19 protein-coding genes and 1 pseudogene are annotated in these 23,643 nt (G+C 56.0%); 9 read left to right on the top strand and 11 right to left on the bottom strand.

Annotated elements, in window-relative coordinates; translation table 11 throughout:
- The first annotated feature begins 87 nt into the window (after positions 1-87).
- Positions 88-528: a type III secretion system invasion protein IagB gene (gene iagB, locus QE396_RS09480; protein WP_020884847.1), complete on the top strand. Its 441-nt coding sequence runs from the start codon at positions 88-90 to the stop codon at positions 526-528.
- A 144-nt stretch (positions 529-672) separates the two neighbouring features.
- Positions 673-2,496, top strand: coding sequence for a chitinase (locus tag QE396_RS09475; protein ID WP_020884846.1), 1,824 nt, complete (start codon positions 673-675; stop codon positions 2,494-2,496).
- 62 nt (positions 2,497-2,558) lie between these two features.
- On the opposite strand, the gene QE396_RS09470 is transcribed toward QE396_RS09475, so the two are convergent.
- From QE396_RS09470 to poxB, 4 genes are all read right to left on the bottom strand, one after another.
- The gene (locus QE396_RS09470; RefSeq protein ID WP_020884845.1) at positions 2,559-3,572 is read right to left on the bottom strand and encodes an NAD(P)-dependent oxidoreductase; all 1,014 of its coding nucleotides are present in this window, start codon (positions 3,570-3,572) and stop codon (positions 2,559-2,561) included.
- Between the two features lie 89 nt (positions 3,573-3,661).
- Positions 3,662-5,101 carry an SDR family oxidoreductase gene (locus QE396_RS09465; RefSeq protein WP_020884844.1) on the bottom strand — a complete coding sequence of 480 codons (1,440 nt, stop codon included), beginning with the start codon at positions 5,099-5,101 and terminating at the stop codon, positions 3,662-3,664.
- Between the two features lie 10 nt (positions 5,102-5,111).
- A complete protein-coding gene (gene ltaE / locus QE396_RS09460; RefSeq protein WP_020884843.1) occupies positions 5,112-6,113 on the bottom strand; it encodes a low-specificity L-threonine aldolase in 1,002 nt (333 codons plus the stop codon).
- A 38-nt stretch (positions 6,114-6,151) separates the two neighbouring features.
- Complete coding sequence (gene poxB, locus QE396_RS09455) at positions 6,152-7,870, bottom strand: ubiquinone-dependent pyruvate dehydrogenase (RefSeq protein WP_014169348.1); 1,719 nt, start codon at positions 7,868-7,870, stop codon at positions 6,152-6,154.
- 151 nt (positions 7,871-8,021) lie between these two features.
- On the opposite strand from poxB, the pseudogene QE396_RS09450 reads away from it, so the two are divergent.
- A pseudogene (locus QE396_RS09450) lies at positions 8,022-8,457 on the top strand (DoxX family protein).
- A gap of 57 nt (positions 8,458-8,514) precedes the next feature.
- On the opposite strand, the gene hcr reads toward QE396_RS09450, so the two are convergent.
- From hcr to aqpZ, 4 genes are all read right to left on the bottom strand, one after another.
- Positions 8,515-9,483 carry an NADH oxidoreductase gene (hcr, locus tag QE396_RS09445; protein ID WP_014169350.1) on the bottom strand — a complete coding sequence of 323 codons (969 nt, stop codon included), beginning with the start codon at positions 9,481-9,483 and terminating at the stop codon, positions 8,515-8,517.
- Between the two features lie 10 nt (positions 9,484-9,493).
- Positions 9,494-11,146, bottom strand: a complete 1,653-nt coding sequence (gene hcp, locus QE396_RS09440) for a hydroxylamine reductase (protein ID WP_020884842.1) — start codon at positions 11,144-11,146, stop codon at positions 9,494-9,496.
- 144 nt (positions 11,147-11,290) lie between these two features.
- Positions 11,291-12,190, bottom strand: a complete 900-nt coding sequence (locus QE396_RS09435; RefSeq protein ID WP_020884841.1) for a lysine exporter LysO family protein — start codon at positions 12,188-12,190, stop codon at positions 11,291-11,293.
- A gap of 166 nt (positions 12,191-12,356) precedes the next feature.
- A complete protein-coding gene (gene aqpZ, locus QE396_RS09430; protein ID WP_025204573.1) occupies positions 12,357-13,052 on the bottom strand; it encodes an aquaporin Z in 696 nt (231 codons plus the stop codon).
- A 289-nt stretch (positions 13,053-13,341) separates the two neighbouring features.
- Here aqpZ and QE396_RS09425 point away from each other — a divergent pair, with 289 nt between their 5' ends.
- Positions 13,342-15,000 carry an ATP-dependent endonuclease gene (locus QE396_RS09425; protein ID WP_014169354.1) on the top strand — a complete coding sequence of 553 codons (1,659 nt, stop codon included), beginning with the start codon at positions 13,342-13,344 and terminating at the stop codon, positions 14,998-15,000.
- On the opposite strand, the gene QE396_RS09420 is transcribed toward QE396_RS09425, so the two are convergent.
- Positions 14,997-15,953, bottom strand: a complete 957-nt coding sequence (locus QE396_RS09420; RefSeq protein WP_020884839.1) for a VirK/YbjX family protein — start codon at positions 15,951-15,953, stop codon at positions 14,997-14,999. The two genes, QE396_RS09425 and QE396_RS09420, sit on opposite strands and share 4 nt — an antisense overlap.
- A gap of 159 nt (positions 15,954-16,112) precedes the next feature.
- Between QE396_RS09420 and macA the strand changes: the two genes are divergently transcribed.
- Together macA and macB are read left to right on the top strand one after the other, a co-directional pair.
- Positions 16,113-17,228, top strand: coding sequence for a macrolide transporter subunit MacA (gene macA / locus QE396_RS09415; protein ID WP_020884838.1), 1,116 nt, complete (start codon positions 16,113-16,115; stop codon positions 17,226-17,228).
- Entirely contained in the window at positions 17,225-19,165 is a 1,941-nt protein-coding gene (macB, locus tag QE396_RS09410) for a macrolide ABC transporter ATP-binding protein/permease MacB (RefSeq protein ID WP_020884837.1), read from the top strand. The genes macA and macB overlap by 4 nt, the downstream gene beginning before the upstream one ends.
- A gap of 70 nt (positions 19,166-19,235) precedes the next feature.
- Here macB and cspD read toward each other — a convergent pair whose 3' ends face one another.
- The gene (gene cspD, locus QE396_RS09405) at positions 19,236-19,457 is read right to left on the bottom strand and encodes a cold shock-like protein CspD (RefSeq protein ID WP_008499993.1); all 222 of its coding nucleotides are present in this window, start codon (positions 19,455-19,457) and stop codon (positions 19,236-19,238) included.
- 267 nt (positions 19,458-19,724) lie between these two features.
- On the opposite strand from cspD, the gene clpS reads away from it, so the two are divergent.
- The 3 genes from clpS to QE396_RS09390 all read left to right on the top strand — a co-directional run bounded on the left by clpS (position 19,725) and on the right by QE396_RS09390 (position 23,175).
- Positions 19,725-20,045 carry an ATP-dependent Clp protease adapter ClpS gene (clpS, locus tag QE396_RS09400; RefSeq protein WP_006174393.1) on the top strand — a complete coding sequence of 107 codons (321 nt, stop codon included), beginning with the start codon at positions 19,725-19,727 and terminating at the stop codon, positions 20,043-20,045.
- Between the two features lie 28 nt (positions 20,046-20,073).
- On the top strand, positions 20,074-22,353 hold the full coding sequence (gene clpA, locus QE396_RS09395) for an ATP-dependent Clp protease ATP-binding subunit ClpA (RefSeq protein ID WP_020884836.1): 2,280 nt from the start codon (positions 20,074-20,076) through the stop codon (positions 22,351-22,353).
- Between the two features lie 375 nt (positions 22,354-22,728).
- On the top strand, positions 22,729-23,175 hold the full coding sequence (locus tag QE396_RS09390) for a hypothetical protein (RefSeq protein WP_020884835.1): 447 nt from the start codon (positions 22,729-22,731) through the stop codon (positions 23,173-23,175).
- Between the two features lie 70 nt (positions 23,176-23,245).
- Here QE396_RS09390 and infA read toward each other — a convergent pair whose 3' ends face one another.
- Entirely contained in the window at positions 23,246-23,464 is a 219-nt protein-coding gene (infA, locus tag QE396_RS09385) for a translation initiation factor IF-1 (protein WP_002211347.1), read from the bottom strand.
- Positions 23,465-23,643 lie beyond the last annotated feature (179 nt).

Genomic DNA, 23,643 nt, shown 5'->3' with positions numbered 1-23,643 from the left:
CACCCCGTTTCGGGTGTGGTCAACCCCTTCCGGAATAAGACAGCGTGCGCAAGGAGAAGGATCGTCAGTAAATAAACAGGTAATGAGATGAAACGCTTTTTATTGTTATTGCTTATTTTAAGTCAGAGTGCGGCAGCAAATTGCTGGGATAAAGCGGCGCATTATTATCATGTCGATCCGTATTTATTATATGCCATTGCGCAGGTGGAATCCGGTATGAATCCGAATGCCGTGGGGTGGAATCAGGATGGCTCGCGGGATGTGGGATTAATGCAGATTAACAGCACGCATTTCAGCGAACTGCAGCGCCAGGGCATTGACGAGAACCGGCTTGTGACCGAGCCCTGCACCTCCATTATGGTGGGCGCGTCAATACTGTCGACGATGATCAACGTATATGGCTATAACTGGGAAGCCGTCGGGGCTTATAACGCGGGAGTGAAAAAAGAGAATTATTCAAAGCGCATGAATTATGCCCGCAAGGTCTGGGCGAAATATCAGGAGATAAAACCTCGTTCCTCTTATTAATTCTGCTTTTTGTTTTTTGAAGCGTACCCGGCGGTGCGCTTCAGAAAATGAAAAATTACCGCACTCTTTGGTTTATTTATTAAGGGAATAATACATAAACCGTGATTGCATTAACCCTTGTTGCTATATATAGGATGAGTTGAAATGACCAAAAGGACCTTACTGAGCGTGCTCGTTGCGGGTGCATGCATTGCGCCTTTCATGGCACAGGCTGCGACGCTGCAGGCAACCACCAGCGAGCCGTTCACCCTGAAAGCCAGCGATCTGGCGAAGAAAGAACAGGAACTGACTAACTTTCCACTGATGGCGTCGGTTAAAGACACCATTCGTACGCTGGATAATGCCCAGGTTGAGCTGATTGAGCCAGGCCGTGCAGCGAACCCGGATAACGTTAAACGCGTTGAAGGCATTGTGAAGGCCAGCGACTGGGAATACCTTTTCCCGATGCGAGCGCAGTCCTACACCTACAGTAACTTCCTGAAAGCGGTGGGCAAATTCCCGGCGCTGTGTAAGACCTACAACGACGGCCGTGACAGCGACGCCATCTGCCGTAAAGAGCTGGCCACCATGTTTGCCCACTTCGCACAGGAAACCGGCGGCCACGAAAGCTGGCGTCCGGAAGCCGAATGGCGTCAGGCGCTGGTTCACGTTCGCGAAATGGGCTGGACCGAAGGGCAGAAAGGCGGTTACAACGGCGAATGTAATCCTGATATCTGGCAGGGACAAACCTGGCCGTGCGGCAAAGACAAAGACGGCGATTTCGTGAGTTACTTTGGCCGTGGGGCAAAACAGCTGTCTTATAACTATAACTACGGTCCGTTCTCTGAAGCGATGTTTGGCACTGTCCGCACGCTGCTCGACAAGCCGGAGCTGGTGGCTGACACCTGGCTGAACCTGGCAAGCGCCATCTTCTTCTTCGCCTACCCGCAGCCGCCGAAACCGAGCATGCTGCAGGTTATCGACGGCACCTGGCAGCCAAACGATCATGACAAAGCCAACGGCCTGGTTCCGGGCTTCGGTGTGACCACCCAGATCATTAACGGTGGCGTAGAGTGTGGCGGCCCGACTGAGATTGCCCAGTCTGAAAACCGTATCAAGTACTACAAAGAGTTTGCGAAGTACCTGAAAGTGCCTGTCCCGGCAAATGAAGTGCTCGGCTGTGCCAACATGAAGCAGTTCGATGAAGGCGGCGCCGGTGCGCTGAAGATTTACTGGGAGCAGGACTGGGGATGGAGTGCCGATACGCCAGACGGTAAAACATATTCCTGCCAACTGGTCGGTTATCAGACGCCGTTCAGCGCCTTTAAAGAGGGTGACTACACGAACTGCGTGAAGAAGTTCTATAACGTCAACATTATCAACGATGACGGTTCCGCCGTGACGCCGGACGAGCATCCGGTCACTCCGGCACCGACGCCATCGGAAGATGAAACCCCGGCACCGGTTCCGGACGAAACGCCGGCAGAACCGACCGTGGTGAACCACGCCCCGGTCGCGCAGATTGCGGGCCCAATCGGTGCGGTGGAAGCGGGCGCGCAGGTATCCCTGAGCGCAGAAGGATCCACTGACCAGGACGGCAATACGCTGACCTACACCTGGCGTTCACAGGATGGCCAGACGGTCACCGGTGAAGACAAGGCGGTGGTGACCTTTACCGCGCCAGAGTCTGCGACGGCTCAACAGTATGAAGTCAGCCTGACCGTGAGCGATGGCGAGCTGAGCAGCACCACTTCCTATCTGCTGAACGTTAAAGCGAAAGCCACGACGCCGTCTGAAAACGACGGTACCTCTGGTGCTTACGCCGCGTGGAGCGCGAACAGCAAGTACAAGGCAGGCGATATCGTGAATAACCACGGTAAACTGTTCCAGTGCAAACCGTTCCCGTACAGCGGCTGGTGTAACAATGCCCCGGCGTACTACGAGCCAGGCGCGGGTCTGGCGTGGTCAGACGCCTGGACGGCGCTGTAAAACAAAACGGCAACCTTCGGGTTGCCGTTTTCGTCTCTGTTCTCTGAGATGAGCGCGCTCAACTAGCGATGCAATTTACCGTGGTCACGCAGCCAGGCGGCTGTACGCACAATCCCTTCATCCAGGGAGACAATCGGCTTATACCCCAGTTCGTTCTCTGCGCGGGTGATATCCAGCGTAAAATCAAAGTTGAGCTTTGAGACACCGTAGTGCGTTAACGCAGGCTCTTTCGCCGATTTACTCCCAAGACGCTCCATACTGCGGGCAATCATATCCAGCATCGGGTAGGGCACGGAACGAATACGGCAGTCTATTTGCAACTCGTCAATCAACCTTTGCACGATGCTGCGCAGCGTGCAGGGCTCACCGTTGGTGATATTGTACGCGCGACCGGAAATCAGGGTATCGCAGTCCGGCTGGCTTGCCAGCCACATGGCGTGGACCGCATTTTCGTAGTACGTCATATCCACCATCGCATCGCCACCGCGGGGCAGCAGCACGCTGCCGTAGTGGTGCATCATCTGCGCCAGACGCGGGATAAACACTTTGTCATGCGGGCCGAACAGGCTCTGAGGACGCAATACGGTAAAACGGGTGTGCGGGTTCGACTGCGCCAGCAGATCGATCACCTCTTCGCTGGCCGCTTTACTGCGTGCAAACTCACAGGCAAAGCGCGCCGGGCGAAAATCTTCCTGCACGTCGCGGTGATGGTGATAGTCGAAATAGAGAGACGGGGAGGAGATATGAATAAAGTTACGCACGCCCCAGGCCACGGCCCATTCACCCAGACGACGGGTGGCACGCACATTGGCGAGGTCAAAAGCTTCCTGGGTACCCCACGGGGAGGTAAAACTGGAGCAGTGCCACAGCGTATCGATACCGGCCAGCATCACCTTGGCCTGAGAGGAGACCAGCTCCGTCAGGTCGGCATGGACAAACTCTGCGCCCATTTTTTGCAGCAGTTTACCCATCGCTTCGTTGCGACCGGTGGCCCTGACGCTGATGCCTTTGTTGCGCAGAAACTCGACCGCATTTCGGCCTAAGCCGCTGGTCGCCCCGGTAACCAGTACCTTCATATCAATCCACTGTGTTGAAAAAGAATTTCGTGCGCATTCTTTCGTGAATTACGGCGGGTTGCAATGGGAAAGGTGAAAGAATAAGAGTTTTATTGAGTTATTTTCGTCTTTTGTTCTGCCAGCTGCGCGATACGTTTCGCCATTCCGCGAAAGATAAACAGGTGAGCGGGGATCATTAACAACCAGTAGAAAAGCCCCGGCATCCCGTGCGGGTGCCACCAGGCTCTAACGTCCAGTTCTCGATGGTCGCCTTTGTCTTTTAGCGTAAAGCACAACCGTCCCAGACCGGGCGCTTTCATGCCAAACAGCAGCGCCAGCTGTTTTTCGGGCTCGACGATAATTACCTTCCAGCTGTCAACCGTATCGCCTACCGCAAGATACGGGTGCGCAGGACGGCCTTTCGCCAGCCTGTGTCCTACCAGCAGATCCAGTGCGCCACGGGTTTGCCAGAGGATATTGCCGAAGAAATAGCGTTCTTTACCGCCAATCTGATTCACCACCTCCCACAGGTCCGCCAGACTTGCCGGGGTGTTCACCGTGCAGCCAGCCTGTTTAGGAAAGTAACCGTACTCAGGCCGCCAGCGGGCAAACGCCTGGGCGTCGTAGCCCCAGTCGCTGGAGTTCATCAGCTGTTCCTCTTCCTTGAGCGTATTGCGTACCGCCTCATCGAAACGGATCAGCGTCTGGGGGATCAGCGCACGCAACGCGCGATCGTCGGCCAGCAGATCGTGTTTGAGCCCCTGGATCAGCGCTTTTGCGGTCGTCGGTGGCACGGACGTAATGACGTTTAAAAACCACACCGAGATCCAGCGGGTAGGGAAGGGAATGGGGATCAGCCAGCGTCGGCGGCCGCTGACACGCATAAAATGTTCGAACTGTTGCTGGTAGCTCAGCACTTCCGGGCCGGCAGCCTCAAGCACGCGGTGTTGCTCAGCCGGATGGTCCAGCAGGGCCACCAGATAATGGCGTAAATTTTCCAGCGCAATCGGCGTGGTCCGCGATCGCACCCAGCGCGGCGGGGTAAGCACCGGCAGGTTGTACACCATGTCGCGCATCACTTCGAACGCGGCGGAGCCGGCCCCGACGATGATCCCCGCCCGCAGTTCGGTGACGGGAATATTGGCGCCGCGCAGGGTCTCAGCCGTGAGCTGACGGGCGCGAAGATGATCGGACTGCTCGTTAGCAGGCGCCTGCAGCGAGCTTAAAAAAATCACCTGCTTCACCGGTGTGAGCAACAGCGCGTCGCGGACGTTCATCGCCACCTGACGCTCGTGGGCGATAAAATCGCCCCCTTCGCCCATGCTGTGAACAAGGTAGTAAAGCGTGTCGACCCCTTCCAGTAACGCCGGCAGCGTCGTGGGCCAGTTGAGATCGACGTTGTGACAGGTCACCCCGGGCAGGTGCAGCTTTTGCAGACGCTCCGTGTTGCGTGCCACGGCCAGCACCTGGTGTCCCTGCTGACTTAACGCAGTGGTGAGATGCTGACCGATATACCCACTGGCACCGAGTACCAGAATACGCTGCGGCACGCTCTGCTCCTTAGCGCTGTAAAAACGCCTGCCAGTGTTTCACCACGTCTGCCAGCTGCTGACGATTAACGTCCAGGTGCATAACCAGGCGTACCACCGGCGAGGCGTTGATCAACACGCCACGGGCTTTCATAAACTCACCCAGCGCGGCAGCGTGCTCTTCGCCCACGCGAATGAACAGCATGTTGGTATCGTGGCGCATAACGTCTGCACCAATCTCGCGTAGCTGTGCGGCCATCCACGCGGCGTTTTCATGGTCGTCTTTCAGGCGGGCCACGTTGTTTTTCAGGGCGTACAGTCCGGCTGCCGCCAGAATACCGGCCTGGCGCATCCCGCCGCCGGTCATCTTACGCCAGCGGACCGCGCGTTTGATGTAGTCCGCATTGCCCACCAGCAGCGAGCCAACAGGCGTCCCCAGCCCTTTAGACAGGCAAATAGTGAACGAATCGCAATACTGCGCGATGTCTTTCAGCTCGCAGCCATACTCCACCACGGCGTTAAAGATGCGCGCGCCGTCCACGTGCAGCCCGAGTTTGCGCTCGCGGGTGAATTCCCACGCTGCTTTCAGGTACTCGCGCGGCAGCACTTTGCCGTTGTGGGTGTTTTCCAGACTGAGCAGCCTGGTGCGGGCGAAATGCACATCATCGACTTTGATTTTCGCCGCGACCTTGTCGAGCGGCAGGGTGCCGTCCGGGGCGGCATCAATCGGCTGAGGCTGAATGCTGCCCAGTACCGCCGCACCGCCTGCTTCGTACAGGTAATTGTGCGCGCCCTGACCGGCAATATACTCTTCACCGCGTTCGCAGTGGCTGAGCAACGCCACCAGGTTGGCCTGGGTGCCGGATGGCAGAAACAGGGCGGCCTCTTTACCGCTTAGCTCGGCGGCATAACGCTGCAGCGCATTCACCGTCGGATCGTCACCGTAGACGTCGTCCCCGACCGGGGCGGCCATCATCTCTTCGAGCATGGCGCGACCCGGACGGGTAACGGTATCACTGCGTAAATCAATCATTTCACATCCCTTTAATTTAAGAGGTTATGTGAAATGTTTTACCTGAGCCAGTTGGTTTTTGCCAGTTCGATTACCTCATCACCGCGTCCGCTGATGATGGCGCGCAGCATATAGAGGCTGAATCCTTTGGCCTGCTCGAGTTTAATCTGCGGTGGGATCGCCAGCTCTTCTTTCGCCACCACCACATCCACCAGTACCGGACCGTCGATGGAGAAGGCGCGCTGCAGGGCTTCATCGACTTCTGAGGCTTTCTCTACGCGAATACCCGTGATGCCGCAGGCTTCAGCGATGCGCGCGAAGTTGGTGTCGTGTAGCTCGGTGCCGTCCGTCAGATAGCCACCTGCCTTCATCTCCATCGCCACAAAGCCCAGCACGCTGTTGTTAAAGACCACGATTTTCAGCGGGAGCTTCATCTGCACAACCGACAGGAAATCGCCCATCAGCATGCTGAACCCGCCGTCGCCGCACATCGCCACCACCTGACGCTCTGGTGCGGTGGCCTTGGCCCCCAGCGCCTGCGGCATGGCGTTGGCCATCGAACCGTGGTTGAACGACCCCAGCAGACGGCGTTTGCCGTTCATCTTCAGATAGCGTGCCGCCCAGACGGTCGGGGTGCCCACGTCGCAGGTAAAAATGGCGTCGTCGTCCGCGAAATGGCTAATTTGCTGCGCCAGATACTGGGGATGAATGGCTTTGTCGCTCGGTTTGGCAAGATCGTCCAGTCCTTTGCGTGCATCGCGGTAATCACTGAGGGCTTTGTCGAGGAACTTCCGGTCGGTTTTTTCTTCCACCAGCGGCAGCAGGGCGGCGAGGGTGGATTTGATGTCCCCTACCAGCGCCATATCGACTTTACTGTGGGCACCAATACTGCCCGGGTTAATATCAATCTGAATGATTTTGGCATCCGTCGGGTAAAACGCGCGGTACGGGAACTGGGTGCCGAGCAGGATCAGCGTGTCGGCATTCATCATGGTGTGGAAACCGCTGGAAAAACCGATCAGTCCGGTCATGCCCACGTCATACGGATTGTCATATTCGACGTGCTCTTTGCCGCGCAGGGCGTGAACAATCGGGGATTTTAACTTGCCGGCAAATTCCACCAGCTCTTTGTGCGCGCCCGCACAGCCACTGCCGCACATCAGGGCGATATTGCTGGAGTAACGCAGCAGCTGCGCGAGCTTTTTGAGCTCTTCTTCAGCCGGCGTGATGACAGGCTGTGGGGCGTGATACCAGTGCGAACTGGCACCCTCAGGCGCGGCCTTCAGCGCCACGTCACCGGGAATAACGACCACCGAAACACCGCGGTTAAGCACGGCTTTGCGCATTGCAATGGCCAGAACCTGAGGGATTTGTTCTGGTGAGGAAACTAATTCGCAATAGTGGCTGCATTCACGGAACAGCTCCTGAGGATGCGTCTCCTGAAAATAGCCGCTGCCGATTTCGGAAGAAGGGATGTGGGCGGCAATCGCCAGGACCGGTACGTGATTGCGGTGGCAGTCAAACAGGCCGTTGATCAAGTGAAGGTTGCCCGGTCCGCACGATCCGGCGCAGACGGCCAGTTCACCCGTCACCTGCGCTTCCGCCCCAGCCGCGAAGGCGGCAACCTCTTCATGACGGGTTGGCATCCATTCAATGGTCTTCATCTTATTGAGGCTATCGCTCAGCCCGTTCAGGGAGTCGCCGGTTACGCCCCAGATGCGCTTTACGCCTGCCTGCTCGAGGGTTTTTGCTATGTATGCAGCCACGGTTTGTTTCATGGGTGTCCATCTCCTTTAAGTGATATCGCTTACAAGCTTAGAAGAAAGTCACTGTATTGCCGCGCTTTCCCCCTTATTAAAAGGTGCTTTTCACCCGCAATGATTCGGCATAATCTGGTCATCACATAGATGAAAACAGGAATCATTTCAAATGGTTAAATCATTGTTAATTGCTGTTAATGAAAAGCTATCGTGCGACGATGCCGGCAAACTCTTGTTACGACTTGCCGTCGGTGGGCTGATGCTTTTTCACGGTTTACACAAGTTATTGGGTGGCGTGGGGTTCATCAGCGGCATGCTGGTGGAAAAAAGGCTTACCGGGGTTTATCGCCTACGGCGTGCTCATTGGCGAAGTGGTGGCGCCTGTCCTGATTATCGTGGGGCTTTTTACGCGCCCGGCGGCACTGGTGCTGGCGTTTACCATGATTGTGGCGTGGCTGATGGTCGGGACGGGGGAAACCTTTGCGCTGGACGCGGTAGGTGCCTGGGCGATTGAGAGCCTGGTGTACTTCTTTATCGGTGCGCTGGCGATAGCATGCTTAGGCGCTGGGCGTTTTGCGTTGGGGAAAGCGCCGGTCTGGCGGTAGTCGTACTAACCGGGGGTAAACGCGAGCGCTTACCCCCGTCATTCGCGCGTTGGCTGATTACGCCAGCACAAGATCGCCCTGTGGATGACACGAGCACGCCAGTACGTATCCGTCGGCGATTTCTGCCTCGGTCAGCGTCATGGTGCTCGTCACGGTGTACTCACCGGAGACCACTTTGGTCTTGCAGCAGCCACACACGCCAGCACGGCATGCTGCCACCACCGGCACGTTGTTGCTTTCCAGCGCATCCAGTAGCGTGGTGCCGACCCGGCCAAAGAAGGTCTGAGCAGGCTGCAGTCTGGTAAACGTAATTCCGCTGGTTGCCGCTTCCGCGACCGGGGTGAAGAACTGCTCTTTGAAGAAGCGGGTCACGCCCAGCGCTTTCACGTCCTGCTCAACGATATCCATATACGGCGCCGGCCCACAGGTCATCACGGTACGATCCGCGAGATCCGGGACGCTTTGCAGCAGTTCGCGGCTCAGACGCCCGGCGACAAAACCGTGGGTTGCGTTATGTTCCGCCACCAGCGTCACCGGATAGTTACGCCACTCTTCGGCAAAGATCACATCTTCCGGCGATCGCACGCTGAAGATCACCTGAACATCAGCCTGCGGACGGTTTTTCGCCAGCCAGCGACGCATTGACATGATCGGCGTGACGCCGCACCCGGCGGCCAACAGCAGGAATTTATCTTCCGCTTTATCGTCACAGGTGAAATCCCCGTGTGCGTCCGACAGCCAGAGGTAATCCCCGCGCTTCACGTCCCGGGTCAGCCACTGCGAGCCTGCGCCATCATCGATACGGCGGATAGTGAGCGTGATGTACTCGCTCACGCCCGGCGTTGAGGAGATCGTGTAGGCGCGCAGCGTGTCCGCTGAGTTGCGGACACTGACCAGCGCATACTGACCTGCACGGTACGGATAGTAGTCATGGCACAGCAGGGACAGCGTCCACACATCCGGCGTCTCCTGATGGATGTGATGAACCTGCATCCGCCACGGACATTGTGAGGTTGGCATGGTCATGAATAACTCCTTACGCGCTCAGCAGCTGCTGCATATCTTCTTCTACGGTGGTCACGGAACGCAGACCAAACTTCTCGTTCAGCACGGCCAGCAGATCCGGTGTCAGGAAGCCGGGTGCGGTTGGGCCAGCCATAATGTTGGTCACGCCGAGAGAGAGCAGGGTCAGCAGGATGACAATCGCTTTCTGTTCAAACCAGGAGAGCACCAGCGACAGCGGCAGATCGTTGACGCCGCAGCCCAGTTTTTCCGCCAGCGTGACGGCCAGAATGATGGCAGAGTAGGCATCATTACACTGACCCGCATCGACCAGACGTGGCAAACCTTCGATGTTGCCGAAGTCCAGCTTGTTGAAACGGTATTTACCGCACGCCAGCGTCAGGATCAGGCAATCTTCCGGTACGCTGGTGGCGAAATCGGTGAAGTAGTTACGCTCACCGCGCGCGCCGTCACAGCCGCCAATCAGGAAGATATGGCGCAGTTTTTCACGGCTCACGAGGTCAATCAGTGAATCCGCGGCACCGAGCAGGGTTTCGCGACCAAAGCCGACGGTGATCAGATGTTCGATTTCGCTGTACGGGAAGCCACCCATCTGCTGCGCCTGGGCAATGACCGGGCCGAAATCATCCCCTTCCAGGTGGCTCACACCCGGCCAGCCAACGATGCTGCGGGTCCAGATGCGGTCGTCATACGCGCCAACGGTGGGGTCGATGATGCAGTTAGAGGTCATCACGATAGGGCCCGGGAAACGGGCGAACTCAACCTGCTGGTTCTGCCAGCCGCTGCCGTAGTTCCCGACCAGGTGTTTAAATTTACGCAGTTCCGGGTAGCCGTGTGCGGGCAGCATTTCGCCGTGGGTATAGACGTTAACGCCCGTGCCCTCGGTCTGCTTCAGCAGGTTATAGAGGTCTTTCAGGTCATGGCCGGAGATCAGGATGCATTTGCCTTCGGTCGCTTTAACGTTAACCTGCGTCGGCGTCGGGTGGCCGTAGGTGCGGGTTTCACCGGCATCCAGAATACGCATCACGTTGAAGTTCATCTGGCCGATTTCCATTGAACATTCGAGCAGCGGATTCATCTCGGCAGGCCAGGTACCCAGCCACGCCATGATTTTGTGGTACTGAGCATAGATAGCGTTATCGTACTGGCCCAGAACGTGCGCGTGTTCCATATAGGCCGCGGCCCCTTTCAGGCCGTACAGGCAGAGCAGACGCAGGCCGAGAATGTTCTCGCCAATCGCCGCTTTATCTTTGTTGGGGGTGAATTCTGCTGCCTGACGCTGCAGCTCGCCCAGGTCGTCGCTCACCAGCTGCAGGTCTGCCATTGGGTTTTCTTCCCGTGCGTTGGCATCGGCGCTCAGACACTGCGCTTTGAGCGCTTCACGCAGCGCAATTGCTTCGCGGGCATAGCCGACGATGCGCGGGGAATCAAAGTTAACGTTAGTCAGCGTGGAGAAAAAGGCGCGGGGGGCGAAACTGTCTACATAGTGGTCAATAATGCCATATTCGCGGGCCTTGAATGCCCATGCGGAAAGGCCTTGCAGGGCGGCAATCAGCAGATCCTGCAGGTCTGATGTTTCTGCGGTTTTGCCGCACATACCTTGCGCATAAGAGCAGCCATTGCCTGCCGGGGTACGGATGGTTTGTTCACATTGCACACAAAACATAATCACACCTGTTAAAGTTATATTTGATATACATGTTTGAGATTATGCCTGTGACTGAACGGTGAAAAGGGCTTTCTTCTACAAAATAGATGGAGATTGATTTAGCGCAATTTTGGCGGCAGAAAGCCTACCGCCAGAGGAGTATCAGGCGGAGAAAAACGCCATCAGAACGGGAACCAGCAGGCTCAAAATAAAGCCGTGTACGATGGCGGCAGGCACCATCTCCAGCCCACCTGAACGCTGCAGAACCGGCAGGGTAAAGTCCATCGACGTGGCGCCACACAGACCCAGTGCGGTCGAGCGACTGCGGCGCACCAGGCCCGGGATCAGCATAATGGCAATTAATTCTCGCGCCAGGTCGTTAAAGAAGGCGGCGCTCCCGATGACCGGACCGAACGATTCGGTCAGCAGAATACCGGAAAGGGAATACCAGCCAAATCCGGAGGCCATTGCCAGACCGGTTTTTAACGGCAGGCCGAGAATAAAAGCGTTAATCACGCCCGCCACCAGTGAGCTAATGACGACGATAACCGCGACGATCATTCCACGGCGATTAAGGACAATCTGTTTCAACGTCATGCCATTATTTCGCAGCTGAATACCGATAAGGAACAGCAGGAAAATGAGGGTATATTCACTGGCTTCCGTCGCGTGCTGTAAAAAATTCCATCCGCTCAGCCCAAGAACAAAACCCAGCACCACGACGCCGCATAATTTTAAAGATTCCAGCGCCATTGCAATTCGTGACGGCAGTTTTTCCTGATGGTGGTGATTTTTCCACGGAATAGTGCGCTCAAGCCAGAAAAGTGCGGCAATATTGCACAGCAAAATAACGGCGCAGGTGACGACAGAATAATGCAGGATCGCCAGCAGATTGGTGGCCAGATTATCCAGAAACGCCAGGCTTATCCCCATAAAGAAAAGAATGACGTAGACAATCCAGCTCAGAAAACGGTTGATAAGCCGTAACGCGGATTCGCGATGTAGCGGGATAAGGTAGCCCACAATCAGAGGCAGCAGAATGATGAGGAGTCCTGAAAACATGAACAACGGGTCCTTGTGAATATCTGTTAAGCGCCAGAGACACTACCCAATAAACGTTGTCAGGTAAAGGAGCAACAAAAAAGCCGGGTGGCAGCAACGCCTGACCCGGCCTGAGTGTTGTCATGCAGCTCGGGTAAGCGTAAGTGCTACCCGACTGCACACGCAATTAATCGCGTTTTTCCAGCAGGGTGCGATAAAGCACGCCGCCCAGAATACCGCCGATGATTGGCATTACCCAGAACAGCCACAGCTGCTCAAGCGCCCAACCGCCCTGGAAAATAGCGACGGCAGTACTGCGCGCCGGGTTTACGGAGGTGTTGGTGACCGGAATAGAGATCAGGTGGATAAGCGTCAGCGCCAGACCAATGGCAATAGGTGCAAAGCCCGCCGGGGCGTGTTTGTCGGTTGCGCCGTGGATCACCAGCAGGAAGCCTGCGGTCAGCACAATTTCAATCACGATGGCAGAGAGCATGGAGTAACCGCCAGGGGAGTGTTCGCCGAAACCGTTTGAGGCGAAGCCGCTTGCGGCGGCGTCAAAGCCGGCTTTACCGCTGGCAATAACGTACAGAACCGCTGCAGCAATAATCCCGCCAACAACCTGGGCCACAATATAACCAATGACTTCTTTAGCAGGGAAACGACCGCCCGCCCATAAACCTAATGTCACCGCCGGGTTAAAATGACCACCGGAAATATGACCCACGGCAAACGCCATGGTTAATACGGTTAAACCGAATGCCAGCGCAACGCCGACAAAACCAATACCTAATTCCGGAAATGCTGCTGCCAGAACGGCGCTACCGCAGCCACCAAACACCAGCCAGAATGTACCAAAGCATTCTGCTGCTAATTTTCTAAACATAACCACCTCAATAATAAACTTCACACGCGTTCCTGCGTGCGGGATATCGTCAAAAAAGGGATGACGACTCAAAGAGCCATTATTTTAAAAACAAAAACATCCCTTCGCCACTAAAATTAATTCGGTTAATTTGATTTATGGCAACGTGATGTCATTCCTTGTTCAAATCGACGGTAAATAGAGCATAGACCAATTCTCTACAGCACGAAGGTTGTGCTGTCGTGTCAAAGTTCCTGCCGCTATACTGCTGATAACTTAAAGGAAAAAGTGATCATCTCGCGGGGGATTTATGCTTCTCGAACGTGTGGAAATTGTTGGGTTCCGCGGTATTAACCGCCTGTCGCTGCAGCTTGAGCAGAACAACGTCCTGATCGGTGAGAACGCGTGGGGTAAGTCCAGCCTGCTGGATGCGCTGACGCTGCTGCTTTCGCCCGAAGACGATCTGTATCACTTTGCCCATGATGATTTCTGGTTTCCTCCCGGCGATGTGAACGGCCGCGAAAAACACCTGCACATTATTTTGACGTTCCGCGAATCCGAGCCGGGGCGTCACCGTGTGCGACGCTTCCGTCCGTTATCACCCTGCTGGGTCCCGTGCGACGACGGTTTCCACCGGATTTTCTACCGGCTGGAAGGTGAGATGGCAGAAAACGAGGGCGTATTAACCCTGCGTGATTTCCTCGATGAGAAAGCCAACCCTATTCCGCTGGATGACATCGACGACCTGGCTCGCCACCTGATTCGCCTGATGCCGGTGTTGCGCCTGCGTGATGCGCGTTTTATGCGGCGGATCCGCAACGGCACCGTACCGAATATGCCAGAAGTGGAAGTGACCGCCCGCGAGCTGGATTTCCTGGCGCGAGAGCTGGTGGCGCGTCCGCAAAATCTGACCGATGGTCAAATCCGCCAGGGGTTGTCGGCAATGGTACAACTGCTGGAACACTATTTTTCCGAGCAGGGGACGTCGGAGTCGCGTCATCGTCTGATGCGCCGCCGCTCTCACGATGAACAACGCAGCTGGCGTTACCTCGATATCATTAACCGGATGATCGACAGGCCTGGTGGCCGTACCCATCGGGTGATTTTGCTGGGGCTGTTTTCGACGCTACTGCAGGCCAAGGGCACCGTTCGTCTCGACCGTGACGCCCGCCCGCTGCTGCTGGTGGAAGACCCGGAAACGCGCCTGCACCCGATCATGCTCTCGGTGGCGTGGCACCTGTTGAATCTGCTGCCGCTACAGCGCGTGACCACCACCAATTCCGGCGAGTTATTGTCGCTGACCCCGGTCGAGCACGTCTGCCGTCTGGTACGTGAGTCTTCCCGCGTCACCGCCTATCGCCTCGGGCCGGGCGGGATGAACGCGGAAGAGGGACGTCGTATCTCGTTCCACATTCGCTTTAATCGTGCGTCGTCGCTGTTCGCCCGCTGCTGGCTGCTGGTTGAGGGAGAAACGGAAACCTGGGTTATCAACGAACTGGCGCGTCAGTGCGGCCACCATTTTGATGCCGAAGGTATCAAGGTCATCGAATTTGCCCAGTCGGGGATCAAGCCGCTGATCAAATTCGCCCGGCGGATGGGCATTGAATGGCATGTGCTGGTGGATGGTGACGAAGCGGGGAAAAAATATGCCGCGACCGTGCGTGGCCTGCTAAATAATGAGCGCGAAGAAGAGCGCGACCACCTAACCATGCTGCCGGCCATGGACATGGAGCACTTTATGTACCGTCAGGGGTTCGACGACGTGTTCCACCGGATTGCGATGGTGCCGGTGGATGTGCCAATGAACATGCGGCGCGTGATTGCCAAAGCCATCCACCGCTCTTCAAAACCTGATTTAGCGATTGAGGTGGCGACGGAGGCGGGGAGACGTGGCGTGGAATCCGTGCCGACGCTGCTTCGCAAGATGTTCTCCCGCGTGCTGTGGCTGGCACGCGGGAAAGCGGATTAAGCGCGGGTCGCCTGCGTGACGTGTTGCGTCAGGCTGTCCAGTAACGCATAGCGGCGGCGGTACTCAGCGCGCTTTTTGCTTGCAATCTCGTCCATCGGCTTACGGGGCATGGCGAGCGGCAGCATGAAGTGGCCGTTATCCTGTTTTTGCCCGCCGAGGGAGAGCCAGAAGCTGTCATAATCGGCCAGCAATTTTCCCTCTTTTTTCTTGCGGTAACGCCAGCTGCGGTAGATATGCGTGGCGTTACTCACCGCGACAATATGCTCAACCGGGAAAGCTGCGCCAAGCGTCATTGCCGTTTCAACCAGCAGGCGTTTCGGGAACAGGCCGTGACACGCTTTGGTCGCCCCCTGGATCAGTTCATGTGGAACGTGTGCTTTTGCCCCCTGCAGGCCGCCGATGAACAGCGTTGTTTTTCCTTCAAACGGGCACAGCGTGAAGGTCATTTCCGCCAGCACGGTATTCTGATGGTTACAAAAGACGAGGGTGGCTTCACCCTCTTTATCCATGAAGGCGTCGGCGCACAGGCGCACAGTAAACTGCTGTTCGTCTTTTCCGGTCAGGGTCAGCAGGGTTGCCCCCTGCGGTGAAAGGTAACCCTTGACCAGCGTTGCCGGAAGCTGGCGCGTCATGGTCTGGTAGTGCCAGGTCAGCGATTCCAGCGCCTGTCGGCGATCCATGTCCACCGTTAACCACGGGCGGTGCAGGCGGCACGGCAGCCCCGGCTGCACCTGCAACATTTGCATCAGGCGCGGCTGCTTTGCCAGCTCTGACAGCAGACGCGTGGTGCTGAACGGTGTCATCAGCGAACGGAGCATGAATTTACGTCGATAAGCGGGGTTTTGCCATGCCAGCCCCGGCGTGATCTTACCGAAGGCCAGATTATTGAAGAGCTGCCAGCCGGATTTAGGCTGGTGCTGATGAGAAATAAGTGTATCGACGATGGAAGACATGTTAGATCCTGCTTCTGAAGGAAGGGTTCTATTTCAGCAGGCGAAATTTCAATAACTCATCAACAAATTGAGGCGATTTCGGTGCGCGGGGGTTTCGTTGAGGAGTCGTTTAGATAGAATCAACGTTTATAATTGCCAGAACATTTATTTGGAATATTTATGAACCTCAAGGGAAAACGCAGAACGTGGTTTCTGCTGCTGGCGGTAATTGTTATCGGGGGAGGGTTCTGGCTATGGCAGATCCTGAATGCCCCTGTACCACAGTATCAAACACTGATTGTCCGTCCGGGCGAGCTGCAGCAAAACGTGCTGGCGACGGGAAAACTGGATGCCCTGCGCAAGGTTGACGTGGGTGCACAGGTAAGCGGTCAGTTGAAAACGCTGTCGGTTGAGATTGGCGACAAGGTGAAAAAAGGCCAGCTGCTGGGCGTTATCGATCCTGAGCAGGCGCAAAACCAGATCCGTGAGGTGGAAGCCACGCTCATGGAACTGCGTGCCCAGCGTGCACAGGCGCAGGCTGAGCGCAACCTGGCCCAGGTAACGTTAACGCGTCAGCAGGCGCTGGCCAAAACGCAGGCCATCTCGAAACAAGATTTAGACACGGCTGCCACCGAACTGGCGGTTAAGCAGGCGCAGATCGGGACTATCGATGCGCAGATCAAGCGCAACCAGGCCTCGCTGGATACGGCCAAAACCAACCTCGACTATACGCAGATTGTGGCACCCATGGCCGGGGAAGTGACTCAAATTACCACGCTGCAGGGGCAAACGGTGATTGCGGCGCAGCAGGCGCCCAACATTCTGACCCTGGCGGACATGAGCACCATGCTGGTGAAAGCCCAGGTCTCAGAGGCGGATGTTATTCATCTGAAGCCGGGACAGAAAGCCTGGTTTACCGTCCTCGGCGATCCTCAGACGCGCTATGAAGGCGCGCTAAAAGACATTCTGCCGACGCCGGAAAAAGTGAACGATGCCATCTTCTACTATGCGCGCTTCGAGGTACCTAACCCGCAGGGCGTGTTGCGTCTGGATATGACCGCACAGGTGCACATTCAGCTTACCGGCGTGAAAAATGTGCTCACCATTCCTCTCTCTGCGCTGGGTGAATCCACCGGCGAGAGTCGCTATAAAGTGAAAGTGCTGCGCAACGGCGAAACGCGTGAGCGAGAAGTGGTCATTGGTGCACGTAATGACACCGACGTGGTGGTGGTCAAAGGGCTGGAAGAGGGTGAGGAGGTTGTTACCAGCGAAAGCCTGCCCGGAGCCGCTAAATGACGGCGTTGCTTGAGCTGAATGACATTCGTCGCAGCTATCCGTCGGGTGATGGCCCGGTTGAGGTGCTGAAGGGGATCACTCTGCGCGTCGAAGCGGGCGAGATGGTGGCGATTGTCGGTGCGTCCGGCTCCGGTAAATCGACGCTGATGAATATTCTCGGCTGTCTGGACAGACCCACCAGCGGCACCTATCGGGTGGCCGGTATGGATGTTTCCACGCTGGACGGTGACGCGCTGGCTAAACTGCGGCGGGAACATTTCGGTTTTATCTTCCAGCGTTACCATCTGCTCTCTCACCTGACGGCGGCGCAGAACGTCGAAGTGCCGGCGGTCTATGCCGGCGTCGAGCGGAAAAAACGCCTTGAGCGCGCCCAGATGCTGCTGACGCGTCTGGGGCTGGCGGAGCGGGTGGAGTACCAGCCCTCGCAGCTCTCCGGCGGCCAGCAGCAGCGTGTCAGTATCGCACGCGCGCTGATGAACGGCGGTCAGGTGATCCTCGCAGATGAACCGACCGGGGCGCTCGACAGCCATTCGGGTGAAGAGGTGATGGCGATCCTTCACCAGCTTCGCGATCAGGGGCATACGGTCATCATCGTTACCCACGATCCGCAGGTGGCTGCGCAGGCCGAGCGCATCATTGAGATCCGCGACGGAGAGCTGGTCAGCAACCCGCCGGCGCGACACGCCCGGGCGGCGGCGCCGAAAGAAGTCCTGCCGGCGTCAACCGGCTGGGGACAATTTTCCAGCGGGTTTCGTGAGGCGCTGACCATGGCCTGGCTGGCGATGGCTGCCAATAAAATGCGCACCCTGTTGACCATGCTGGGCATCATCATTGGTATCGCCTCGGTGGTGTCGATTGTGGTCGTGGGCGACGCGGCCAAACAGCTGGTGCTGGCGGATATTCGGGCCATCGGGACCAACACCATTGATGTCTATCCCGGCAAAGACTTTGGCGATGACGAGCCGCAGTATCAGCAGGCGCTGAAGTATGACGATCTGGCGGCTATCCAGAAGCAGCCGTGGGTGAATTCGGCCACGCCGGCGGTCTCGCAAAACCTCCGTCTGCGGGTAGGCAATGTTGACGTTGCTGCCAGCGCCAACGGCGTCAGCGGCGATTACTTTAACGTCTATGGCATGACCTTCAGCGAAGGTGCCACCTTCAATGCCGAGCAGTTAGCGGGCCGGGCGCAGGTGGTGGTGCTTGATGCCAACTCGCGCCGGCAGCTCTTCCCCAATAAAACCAACGTGGTGGGCGAGGTTATCCTGGTCGGAAACATGCCTGCGACGGTGATTGGCGTGGCGGAAGAGAAACAGTCGATGTTTGGCAGCAGCAAGATCCTGCGCGTCTGGCTGCCCTATACCACCATCTCCGGGCGGATTATGGGGCAGTCCTGGCTGAACTCCATCACCGTTCGCGTGAAGGAGGGCTACGACAGCGCGCAGGCCGAGCAACAGCTGGAACGGCTGCTGACGTTGCGTCACGGGAAGAAAGATTTCTTCACCTGGAATATGGACGGTCTCTTGAAAACGGCGGAAAAGACCACACGTACTCTTCAGCTGTTCCTGACGCTGGTGGCGGTGATCTCGCTGGTGGTCGGCGGTATCGGGGTGATGAATATCATGCTGGTATCGGTCACGGAACGTACCCGGGAGATTGGCATCCGCATGGCAGTCGGTGCCAGAGCCAGCGATGTGCTGCAGCAATTTTTGATTGAAGCGGTGCTGGTGTGTCTGGTGGGCGGCGCGATGGGCATTGCGCTGTCGATGATGATCGCGTTTGCTCTGCAGCTTTTTTTACCCGGCTGGGAGATTGGTTTCTCGCCGGTGGCCATTCTTACCGCATTTTTGTGTTCGACTTTTACCGGCATTTTGTTTGGCTGGCTGCCTGCCCGCAATGCGGCGCGTCTGGATCCTGTGGATGCGTTGGCTCGCGAATAGGCTGAAAATAAAAATGCCAGCCGATCGGGCTGGCATTTTGACGGCGGGATGTACACAATAAAACAGAGAGCTATGCGACCGTTTCTGCTTCAATGGGTACGATCAGGCTTGCATGATTGCCTTTTGGTCCCTGGTGTACATCGAACCGGACGGACTGCCCGGCTTTGAGCGTTCTGTAACCATCCATCTGAATGGTGGAATAGTGAGCGAAGATATCCTCGCCGCCGCCTTCGGGGCAGATGAAGCCAAACCCTTTGGCGTTGTTGAACCACTTAACAGTACCCATTTCCATGCTTCGACATCCTTCGTAAATCTTATAAGTTAAGATGGAATGAACCGGTGGTGGAGTGGGGGCTGTTCAAAACCTCGCCATCTCACGCTTGTACAATTTAGAGAAACGAAAGAAGTCGTCAAGCGTTTGGCGCTTGAGATGGGACAATAATCAACCAAAGTTTGAAGCAGTTAACGCTATTGCAACAGTTTGTGACAGACATCGCGGATGACAGTAATAGATGATTGTTATCTAACATCTGAGGTAGATTCAAAGTGGTTATGCAAAATGGGTAAGACCAACGACTGGCTGGATTTTGACCAGCTGGCGGAAGATAAAGTGCGTGACGCGCTAAAACCGCCATCTATGTATAAAGTTATGTTAATGAACGATGATTACACGCCGATGGAATTTGTTATTGACGTGCTACAAAAGTTCTTTTCTTATGATGTAGAACGTGCAACGCAACTGATGCTTACCGTTCATTATCGTGGCAAAGCTATCTGCGGCATCTTTACCGCCGAAGTGGCGGAGACCAAAGTCGCGATGGTGAACGATTATGCGAGGGAGAACGAGCATCCGTTGCTGTGTACGCTGGAAAAGGCCTGATAAGGCATAAAATTTGGGGGAGGTGCCTATGCTCAATCAAGAACTGGAACTCAGTTTAAATATGGCTTTCGCCAGAGCGCGTGAGCACCGACATGAGTTTATGACCGTCGAGCATTTACTGCTCGCACTGCTTAGCAACCCATCTGCCCGCGAAGCGCTGGAAGCCTGCTCCGTGGATCTGGTGGCGCTACGTCAGGAACTCGAAGCCTTCATCGAACAAACCACACCGGTGCTGCCAGCCAGTGAAGAAGAGCGCGACACGCAGCCGACGCTCAGCTTCCAGCGCGTGTTGCAGCGTGCGGTCTTCCACGTCCAGTCTTCCGGACGTAGCGAAGTGACGGGCGCAAATGTGCTGGTCGCCATCTTCAGCGAGCAGGAGTCACAGGCTGCCTACCTGCTGCGCAAACACGAAGTCAGCCGACTCGACGTGGTTAACTTTATCTCTCACGGAACGCGTAAAGACGAGCCGAACCAGGCATCGGATTCCAGCAATCAGGTCAATAACAATGAAGAGCAAGCAGGCGGGGAGGATCGTATGGAAAACTTCACCACCAATCTCAACCAGCTTGCTCGCGTTGGCGGTATTGATCCGCTGATTGGTCGCGATAAAGAGCTGGAGCGCGCGATCCAGGTATTGTGCCGTCGCCGCAAGAACAACCCGCTGCTGGTGGGTGAATCTGGTGTCGGTAAAACCGCGATTGCCGAGGGTCTCGCCTGGCGTATTGTGCAGGGTGACGTACCGGAAGTGATTGCCGATTGCACCATCTACTCGCTGGATATTGGCTCGCTGCTGGCGGGCACTAAATACCGCGGCGATTTTGAAAAACGCTTTAAGGCGCTTTTGAAACAGCTCGAGCAGGACACCAACAGCATTCTGTTTATCGATGAGATCCACACCATCATCGGTGCCGGTGCGGCCTCGGGTGGCCAGGTGGATGCCGCTAACCTGATCAAACCGCTGCTCTCCAGCGGTAAGATCCGCGTGATTGGTTCCACAACGTATCAGGAGTTCAGCAACATCTTTGAGAAAGATCGTGCCCTGGCGCGTCGTTTCCAGAAAATCGATGTGACTGAACCCTCTGTTGAAGAAACCGTGCAGATCATCAACGGTCTGAAACCGAAGTACGAAGCGCACCACGATGTGCGTTATACCGCCAAAGCGGTACGTGCGGCGGTGGAGCTGGCGGTGAAATACATCAACGATCGTCATCTGCCGGATAAGGCCATTGACGTGATTGATGAGGCAGGGGCGCGTGCGCGTCTGATGCCAGCCAGCAAGCGTAAGAAAACCGTTAACGTGGCGGATATCGAGACCGTGGTGGCCCGTATCGCGCGTATCCCTGAGAAGAGCGTTTCTCAGAGCGACCGCGACACGCTGCGCACCCTTGGCAATCGCCTGAAAATGCTGGTCTTTGGGCAGGATAAAGCCATTGAGGCGTTAACCGAAGCCATCAAGATGGCCCGTGCTGGCCTGGGGCATGAACATAAGCCTGTCGGTTCCTTCCTGTTCGCCGGTCCGACCGGTGTGGGGAAAACCGAGGTCACGGTTCAGCTCTCCAAAGCGCTGGGCATTGAGCTGCTGCGTTTTGATATGTCCGAGTACATGGAGCGTCACACCGTCAGCCGTTTGATTGGTGCGCCTCCGGGCTATGTGGGCTTTGACCAGGGCGGTCTGTTAACCGACGCGGTGATTAAGCATCCGCACGCGGTACTGCTGCTTGATGAAATCGAGAAAGCGCACCCGGACGTGTTCAACATCCTGCTGCAGGTAATGGACAACGGGACGCTGACCGATAACAACGGGCGCAAGGCGGACTTCCGCAACGTAGTGCTGGTAATGACCACCAACGCCGGTGTACGTGAAACGGAGCGCAAATCTATCGGCCTTATCCATCAGGATAACAGCACCGATGCGATGGAAGAGATCAAGAAGATCTTTACGCCGGAGTTCCGTAACCGTCTGGACAACATCATCTGGTTCGATCACCTCTCTACCGAGGTTATCCATCAGGTAGTGGATAAGTTCATCGTCGAACTGCAGGTTCAGCTGGATCAGAAAGGCGTGTCGCTGGAAGTGAGCCAGGAGGCCCGCAACTGGCTGGCTGAGAAAGGCTACGACCGTGCGATGGGGGCCCGTCCAATGGCGCGTGTGATTCAGGACAACCTGAAGAAACCGCTGGCGAACGAGCTGCTGTTTGGCTTGCTGGTAGACGGCGGTCAGGTGACGGTCGCGCTGGACCAGGAGAAGAATGAGCTGACGTACGATTTCCAGAGTGCGCAGAAGCACAAGCCGGAAGCGGCTCACTGATTTCCTGCATTAGTCTTAAAAACCGGGCAATTCACTGCCCGGTTTTTTTATGCCTGCCCGCACCGAAACTTTGCGAGGCGCTTTCCATATTTTCATCGCACTCATTGCTGTATAAATTCACAGTCCTAGAATGGCGGCGCACCTGCAAAATCAGGTGTCAGGATTGGCGTCCTGAAAGTGTGTGAGCAGCACCATTGCTGCAGGCTTCGTTCGCCCTAAGGAAAAGGGTATAATTCTGCATCTGGCGGGCGAATCGGAAGCTTCTTTTGAAGCGCCAGTAGCACACACACTGGTACGCCAATTCCTTTTCGTCCGCCGCCAGCGAATCTGGCGTTTCCTGCGGTGGTAACTCAACGTGTGTGAAGGTATTACCCAATGAATACAGAAAACTCTTTCTCCCAGCTCTACAGCGAACTCTCCCTCAACCCCGATCTCCCGACCCTGGCCGGGCGCTGCATGCTGCTCACCGAAATTCTGCTGGACTGCAACGCCCACCCGCAAACGCAGCCCGTGTGCCGCTGTTTAGGCGCGTATCTGGAAGAAGTCAAAAGCGGACTCACAGAATCAATGCGTGATTTTCACATAGTGGAATTTGAGGAGGACGCTGAACCACCGCGACAAAAAGCGTGGCTTCTGGAAGATACCGAAACAAAGTGCGACTACTGCCGGGCAGTAAACCACGTGCTGCTGGTGTCCCATTTTGATCGGGATATGCTGCCGTACCTGACGGGATTGCTGCATGAGGTGGCGCATTCCATGGCCGGGGATTTAATCACGCCGGCGCAGCCCCGCATGACAATACATCTTCCTGCCCGGCATTAAGCCGTTAAATAAAAAAGGCCGGGGTTAACCCGACCTTTATATATTCATCTGCCATTACAGGCGAAAACAATTAGCGACTACGGAAGACAATGCGGCCTTTGCTCAGGTCGTACGGGGTCAGTTCAACAGTCACTTTGTCGCCCGTTAAAATGCGGATATAGTTTTTGCGCATTTTACCGGAGATGTGCGCAGTTACCACGTGACCGTTTTCCAGCTCTACGCGAAACATGGTGTTAGGCAACGTATCAAGTACGGTACCCTGCATTTCAATATTGTCTTCTTTGGCCATCTAATCCTCTGGGGTATCACTACCAAGTTTTGAACCGGCAAGATAATGCCGAAATTCATCAATTAAGTAAAGAATTGCGCGTTTAAAACGCAGCAAAATAGTTTCGGCGCATTGCCCAAGCGTCACGGTACAACCGAACGGAAAGCGCATTCGTAAAGGGGATACAACAGGATAAACGT

It is taken from the genome of Enterobacter sp. SORGH_AS_0287 (assembly GCF_031453695.1).
In the GTDB taxonomy this organism is placed as follows: domain Bacteria; phylum Pseudomonadota; class Gammaproteobacteria; order Enterobacterales; family Enterobacteriaceae; genus Enterobacter; species Enterobacter ludwigii.
This window is presented reverse-complemented; position numbering and strand designations above follow the sequence as displayed.